Consider the following 6,977-nt stretch of genomic DNA (forward strand, 5'->3'; position numbering starts at 1 on the left):
CTCCTCGTACGAGCCGCCGCCGCAACCGCGACACTACAGCGACCACCTCTCCGGCCCGGGCGAACGCCACGACGTGCTCCGCGGCCGGCCCGTCCGCCGCCAGCGGCTCGTACGAGGAGCCCGCGCCGAACCACTCGGGGCGCTCGCGGCGCAGCCGCAGCACGGTGCGGGTCAGGTGCAGCTTCTCGGCGGACAGCCCCTCCGTACCGGCCGGGGCTCCGGAGAAGACCGGCGGCCGCCGGTTGTCCGGATCGACCAGCGCGGCGTACGAGCGCTCCGTGCCCATGTAGAGGTCCGGGACGCCCGGCATGGTCAGGTGCAGCAGGGCCGCGCCGAGCGTGTTGGCCCGTACGGACGGCCGCAGCGCGTCCTCCAGGGGCGCGAGGGCGGCACCGGCCTGCCGCCCGCACGGGCCCTCCGCGACGAACGCCTCCACCGCCGCCTCGTACGCCGCGTCCGGCTCGGTCCACGTCGTGCGCAGCCCCGCCTCGCGCACGCTCTTCAGCACGGCCGGGACGAGGCGGGAGGCGTCGGCGGGCCCGCCGCCCGGCCCGAGCCCGAACGCGCTCTGCCAGGCCAGCCACGCCGTGTGCGGGTCGGGCGCGGAGGGCTCGGCGGCCGCCAGCCGCTCCATCAGGTCGCCCCACTCCTCCGGGCATTCGCTGAGCGCCGCGATGCGGGCCCGCACGTCGGCGCTGCGCTTGGTGTCGTGTGTGGAGAGCACGGTGCCGGTCGCCGGCCAGTCGCGCTGCAGGCGGGCGCAGTAGGCGTGGAAGTCCTCGGGGGAGACCGCGGGGCGGCCGGGGTCGCCGCCGACTTCCGTGGCGGACAGCAGGGGCGCGTGCCGGTAGAAGGCGGTGTCCTCGACGGACTTGGCGCGCAGCGCGGAGGCGGTCTGCGCGAAGCGTGCGCAGAAGTCCCGCTGGTCGGGGCCCTGCCCCAGGCGCCCGAGCGCCGCGTCGCGGATCACCTCGGCGGCGGCCGCCTCCTCGGGCACGGCGAAGGCGCCGCGCGCGTCCTGGGCGGCCCGGTCGAGGAGGGCGGCGTCGGCGGGGGCCACCGGGCGGCCGGGCACGGCGTACGGGCGGTAGACGGGCAGCCGCACGAGGATCTCGTGCAGGGCCGTGCGCAGGGCCCAGGGGGCGGTGTCGCGCAGCCGGTGGGAGCCCTCGCAGATCCGCGCGGCGGTACGGACGAGCCGCTCGGACTCCGCGGCGAGCTCGTGGGTGATCACCTTGTACGCGGCGCGCCGCACCGTCGCGGGCCAGTCGCCGCCGCGGTCGGGCGGCAGGCCGGTGAAGGCGCGGTAGCGGGCGGCGAGCGCGGCCGCGCCCGCGGGGTCGAGGAAGAGGCCGTCGAGGCGGCGCAGGGCGTCGTAGCCGGTGGTGCCGGCGACGGGCCAGCCGGCGGGCAGCTGTTCGTCGCTGCTGAGGATCTTCTCGACGACGGTCCACCGGCCGTCCGCGGCCTCGGCGAGCCGGTGGAGGTAGCCCGCGGGGTCGGCGAGGCCGTCGGGGTGGTCGACGCGCAGCCCGTCGATCACGCCCTCGCGCAGCAGCTGGACGACCTTGGCGTGGGTGGCGGCGAAGACCTCGGGGTCCTCGACGCGGACGGCGATGAGGTCGGAGACGGTGAAGAAGCGGCGGTAGTTCAGCTCGGTGCGGGCCAGGCGCCACCAGGCGGGCCGGTACCACTGGGCGTCGAGCAGCTCGGGCAGCGGCAGCCGCTCGGTGCCGGGACGCAGCGGAAAGGCGTGGTCGCCGTAGCGCAGGACGGGGCCGGTGCCGTCCGTGCCGTCCGCGCCGTCCGCGACCGCGAAGCGCGGCAGCTCCGCGCCGAGGGGCGCGGCCAGGACGGGCAGCAGGACCTTGCCGCCGTGCTCGGCCCAGTCGATGTCGAACCAGCGGGCGTAGCGTGACGCGGGGCCGTCCCGCAGGACCTCCCACAGCGGGCGGTTGAGCGTGGCGGGCGCGGGCAGGGCCATGTGGTTGGGGACGATGTCCACGACGAGGCCGAGGCCGTGCTCCCGGGCGGTGCGCGCGAGCGACCGCAGGCCTTCCTCGCCGCCGAGCTCCGCCCGTACGGCCGAGTGGTCGGTCACGTCGTAGCCGTGGGCGGAGCCCGGGACGGCCTCCAGGACGGGCGACAGGTGCAGGTGCGACACCCCGAGGGAGGCCAGGTACGGCACGGCCTCCTCGGCCGCCCGGAACGGGAAGGCGGGCTGGATCTGGAGCCGGTAGGTGGCGGTCGGCACGGTGCGGTGCGGTGGCCTCATAGGAACGTACGTACCCACTTGGCGCGTGGTTGCCGCCGGCTTCGGTGCGGGGCCACCGGTACGGTGGGTCCGGCACCGCCGTTCCGGCGCGTCGTGGCACATCGCCGCCGCGGCGGAGGACGTGCCCGCGCATCACACCGGCCGCTGCAGAACCTTCAGGCTGCGGTCCGTCAGGGTCAGCCGGTCTCCCGCGCGGACCTTCGGGCCGTCCGGCTCGACGCCCTCCGCGCTCGCCGTGTCCACCACGACCTGCCACTGCCTGCCGTGGTCGGCGGGGACGACGAAGTCGAGCGGCTTGTCGTGCGCGTTGAACATCAGCAGGAAGGAGTCGTCGACGACCGGCTCCCCGCGCGGCCCGGGCTCGGAGATCGCCCCGCCGTTGAGGAAGACGGTGAGCGACTTCGCCTGCGCGGCCTGCCAGTCGCTGTCCCGCATTTCCTCCCCTTCATGGGTGAACCAGGCGATGTCGGACAGCTCGTCGTGTGTGCCCTGCACGGGCCGGCCGTGGAAGAAGCGGCGGCGCCGGAAGACCGGGTGGTCGCGGCGCAGCCAGACCATGGCGCGGGTGAAGGCGAGCATCCGGCGGGCGCGCGCGGAGGAGGCGTCGCCGGGGTGCGGCCAGTGCACCCAGGAGACGTCGTTGTCCTGGCAGTAGGCGTTGTTGTTGCCGCGCTGGGTGCGCGCGAACTCGTCGCCGTGGCTGAGCATGGGCACGCCCTGGGACACCAGCAGCGTGGCGATGAAGTTGCGCATCTGGCGCTCGCGCAGGGCGAGCACTCCCGGGTCGTCGGTCTCCCCCTCGGCCCCGCAGTTCCAGGACCGGTTGTGGTTCTCGCCGTCGCGGTTGTCCTCGCCGTTGGCCTCGTTGTGCTTGTCGTTGTACGCGACGAGGTCGTGCAGGGTGAAGCCGTCGTGACAGGTGACGAAGTTGATGGAGGCCAGCGGGCGGCGTCCGTCGCCCTGGTAGAGGTCGGAGGAGCCGGTCAGGCGCGAGCCGAACTCCGCCAGGGTGGCCGGCTCGCCCCGCCACAGGTCCCGCGCCGTGTCCCGGAACTTGCCGTTCCACTCGGCCCAGAGCGGGGGGAAGTTCCCGACCTGGTAGCCCCCCTCGCCGACGTCCCACGGCTCGGCGATCAGCTTCACCCGGCTGACCACCGGATCCTGCTGCACCAGGTCGAAGAAGGACGACAGCCGGTCCACCTCGTGGAACTGGCGGGCCAGCGTCGCCGCCAGATCGAAGCGGAAGCCGTCCACCCGCATCTCGGTCACCCAGTAGCGCAGCGAGTCCATGATGAGCTGCAGGACGTGCGGGCTGCGCATCAGCAGGGAATTGCCGGTGCCGGTGGTGTCCATGTAGTACTGCGGGTCCTCCGCGAGCCGGTAGTACGAGGCGTTGTCCAGGCCGCGGAAGGACAGCGTCGGCCCCAGGTGGCTGCCCTCGGCCGTGTGGTTGTAGACCGCATCGAGAATGACCTCGATGCCCGCCGCGTGCAGCGCCCGCACCGCCGACTTGAACTCCAGCACCTGCTGGCCCCGGTCGCCCCAGGAGGCGTAGGCGTTGTGCGGGGCGAAGAAGCCGATGGTGTTGTAGCCCCAGTAGTTGGCGAGCCCGGCGTCCACCAGCCGGTGGTCGTTGACGAACTGATGGACCGGCATCAGTTCGATGGCCGTCACGCCCAGCTCCGTCAGGTGTTCCAGCACCGCCGGGTGGGCGAGCGCCGCGTACGTGCCCCGGATCTCCTCCGGCAGCGCCGGGTGGCGCATCGTCAGGCCCTTCACATGGGCCTCATAGATGACCGTGCGGTGATAGTCGGTGCGCGGCGGGCGGTCGTCCCCCCAGTCGAAGTACGGATTGACGACGACCGACGTCATCATGTGCGGCGCGGAGTCCATGTCGTTGCGCTTGTCCGGGCGCCCGAAGTGATAGCCGTAGACCGCTTCGCTCCAGCCGACGGACCCGCTCACGGCCCGGGCGTAGGGGTCCAGGAGCAGTTTGGCGGAATTGCAGCGGTGACCGCGCTCCGGCTCGTAGGGGCCGTGCACCCGGAATCCGTACCGCTGACCCGGCATCACCCCCGGCAGATAGGCGTGCCGCACGAAGGCGTCGCTCTCGCGCAGCTCGACCGCCGTCTCCGAGCCGTCGTCGTGCAGCAGGCACAGCTCGACCCGCTCGGCGACCTCCGAGAAGACCGCGAAGTTGGTGCCGGCGCCGTCGTACGTCGCGCCGAGGGGATACGCCTGTCCCGGCCAGACCTGCATCGACTCTTCCGTTCTTCCGTCGTCCCGGTCTTCTTCACCGGTGGTCACGCGCGCGTACGGGCCGAAGCGGCATCCTCGTCCAATCGGAGCCGACGGGCCGCCCTTTCGCCAGATCTTCCCCAAAAGGAGCGTCGTCACCGCTCTCTTCGGCTCGTCCGACCGGGTGACCCGGGCGACCCCCGGCCGCGGAAGGCACCCGCCCGCGCGGGCCGCGGGGCGCCCTCGCCGCCGCGCCCGCCCGCGCGCCCGCACGGCCCTCACCGCGCCTTTTGCGCCCCCGCCGCTATGAAACGGCTCACTCCGCGCGCCGGGCCCGCGGACAACAGGCATCCGCAACGGGAGAGTTGGCGGAGGACCGGCCGCGTCCGGGTGCAGGGGCTCCCGCCCGCACAGTAGTCTGCCTTGATCGTTGGACGGGGGCGGAAGGGCGGTGCACTGTGAGCTCGGGCGGGCTGGAGCTGCCCCCTGGAGACGGAGGTCCCGGGGGTGACGGCTCGGCCGACACACCTCCCGGCGCCGTGTCCTTGGCGCGTCCCGTGGAGATCGGCGCCGCGCTGGACTGGGACACCGAGGCGTGGAGCGAGGTACGCACCCGCGCACGCCGCGCCGGGCGGGCCTACATCTGGCTCAACCTCGTCGAGCAGCGGCTGCGCGCCGTCGTGGCCGCCGTGCTGCGGCCCGTCTACGAGCCGGTGCACGGCGAGGACGAGTGGGTCGTCGCCGCGGCCGGCCCGGCCGGGCAGGAGTGGGTGCAGCGGGCCGTGGCCGTGCGCGAGGTCAGCCGCCGCAAGGGCTACCTGCTGGACCCCGCCGACGACAACGTCCTCAGCTTCCTCACCCTGCCCCAGCTGCGCGAGCTCCTCGTCCAGCACTGGCCCTGCTTCGAGCCCTACCTCGACGACCGGCGCGAGCTGGAACTGGCGCTGGACGAGCTGGAGGTCACGCGCAACGTCGTCTCCCGCAACCGCGCCCTGTCCGAGACCGTCCTCGCCCAGGCCGAGCGCGCCGCCGGCCGCCTGCTGGTCATCCTCGGCGGCGGCAGCGGCTCGGGCTCCGGCTCCGCCGACCGGCTGCCCGTCGACGCCGTCGAGGACATCGTCGGCGACCGCTACGCCGACGTCGTCGGCGTCCACCCCGACCGGGTCCGGCTGCAGCGCCAGCTGCCCGTCGAGGACCTCTTCGGCAGCGCCCGGCGCCTCGACGCCGTCGGCATAGGCCTGAACCTGCTCGTCCAGAACTACTCGGGGCGCCGGCTCGTCCGGCTCGCCGAGGCGGGCTGCCGGGCCCGCCTGCTCTTCCTCAACCCCGCCAGCAGCGCCGTGCGGCGCCGCGAGCGGGAGCTGGGCCTCAAGAAGGGCGAGATGAGCCGGTCCGTCGAGATGAACATCATGCACATGCGGCGCGTGCGCGACCGGCTGCGGGACACCGCCGCCTTCGAGATCCGCGTCTTCGACGAGACGCCCCGCTTCACCGCCTACCTCGTCAACGGCGACGGCCCGGACGGCCTCGCCGTCGTCCAGTCCTACCTGCGCAAGGCGCGCGGCATGGAGTCGCCCGTGCTGGTGCTGCGCGGCGGCGGCTCCGTCGTCCACGACGGGCGCGAGCCGGAGCACGGGCTCTTCGAGACCTACCGCGAGGAGTTCGAGAGCGTGTGGACGGACTCGCGGCCGGTGTCGTGACGCCCGCCGGCCGGCGGCCGGCGCGTGCCCGTCCGGGGGCGATGTCAGTGGGGCGTGCGACGCTGGGGAACCAGTCGGGGGAAGCACCACGAAGGGGGAACCGCGATGGGGTGGCACGAGGAGCTGCTGATCGGCTTCGACCTGGAGACGACGGGCACGGACCCGGCGGAGGCCAGGATCGTCACGGCGGCCGTCGTCGAGACCAAGGGCGGTGAGCCGATCGGGCGCCGGGAGTGGCTGGCCGACCCCGGCGTTCCCGTCCCGGAGGAGGCCGCGGCCATCCACGGCATCACCAGCGAGCGCGCGGCGCTCGGGCGGCCCGCCCGCGAGGTGGCCGACGAGATAGCCGGCATCCTCGTCGGCCACTGGGCGGCGGGCGCGCCGGTCGTCGCCTACAACGCCGCGTTCGACCTGACGATCCTCGCCGCGGAGCTGCGGCGGCACGGCCTGCCCTCGCTCCGCGACCGGCTCGCCGCGGAGGGCGCCGGCACGGCGGCGGCCACCGGCCCCGTCGTGGACCCGCTCACCATGGACCGGGCCCTCGACCGCTACCGCCGCGGCAAGCGCAACCTGGAGACCGTCTGCCGCGTCTACGGCGTCACCCTGGACGACGCCCACGAGGCGGGCGCGGACGCCCTCGCGGCGGTCCGCGTCGCCTGCGCCCTCGCCGACCGCTATCCGGACGTGGCCGCGGCGTCCCCGTGGGACCTCCACGCCGACCAGATCCGCTGGTACGCGGAGTGGGCACGGGGGTATGAGGGGTG

At 74.1% G+C, this 6,977-nt stretch carries 4 protein-coding genes; 2 read left to right on the top strand and 2 right to left on the bottom strand.

Translation table 11 applies throughout. From position 1 onward, the window contains the following. Together treY and glgX are read right to left on the bottom strand one after the other, a co-directional pair. Positions 1–2,275, bottom strand: a 2,275-nt coding sequence (gene treY, locus ACSNOH_RS32340; RefSeq protein WP_436725017.1) for a malto-oligosyltrehalose synthase, incomplete at its 3' end; no start/stop codon positions are given. Between the two features lie 132 nt (positions 2,276–2,407). Then, positions 2,408–4,534, bottom strand: a complete 2,127-nt coding sequence (gene glgX, locus ACSNOH_RS32345) for a glycogen debranching protein GlgX (RefSeq protein ID WP_436725018.1) — start codon at positions 4,532–4,534, stop codon at positions 2,408–2,410. A 437-nt stretch (positions 4,535–4,971) separates the two neighbouring features. On the opposite strand from glgX, the gene ACSNOH_RS32350 reads away from it, so the two are divergent. Next, the gene (locus tag ACSNOH_RS32350; RefSeq protein ID WP_436725019.1) at positions 4,972–6,213 is read left to right on the top strand and encodes an SAV2148 family HEPN domain-containing protein; all 1,242 of its coding nucleotides are present in this window, start codon (positions 4,972–4,974) and stop codon (positions 6,211–6,213) included. Between the two features lie 105 nt (positions 6,214–6,318). After that, a partial coding sequence (locus ACSNOH_RS32355; RefSeq protein WP_436725020.1) for an exonuclease domain-containing protein occupies positions 6,319–6,977 on the top strand: 659 nt, incomplete at its 3' end.

The sequence above is a fragment of the Streptomyces sp. URMC 127 genome (genome assembly GCF_051386535.1).
Lineage (GTDB): Bacteria > Actinomycetota > Actinomycetes > Streptomycetales > Streptomycetaceae > Streptomyces.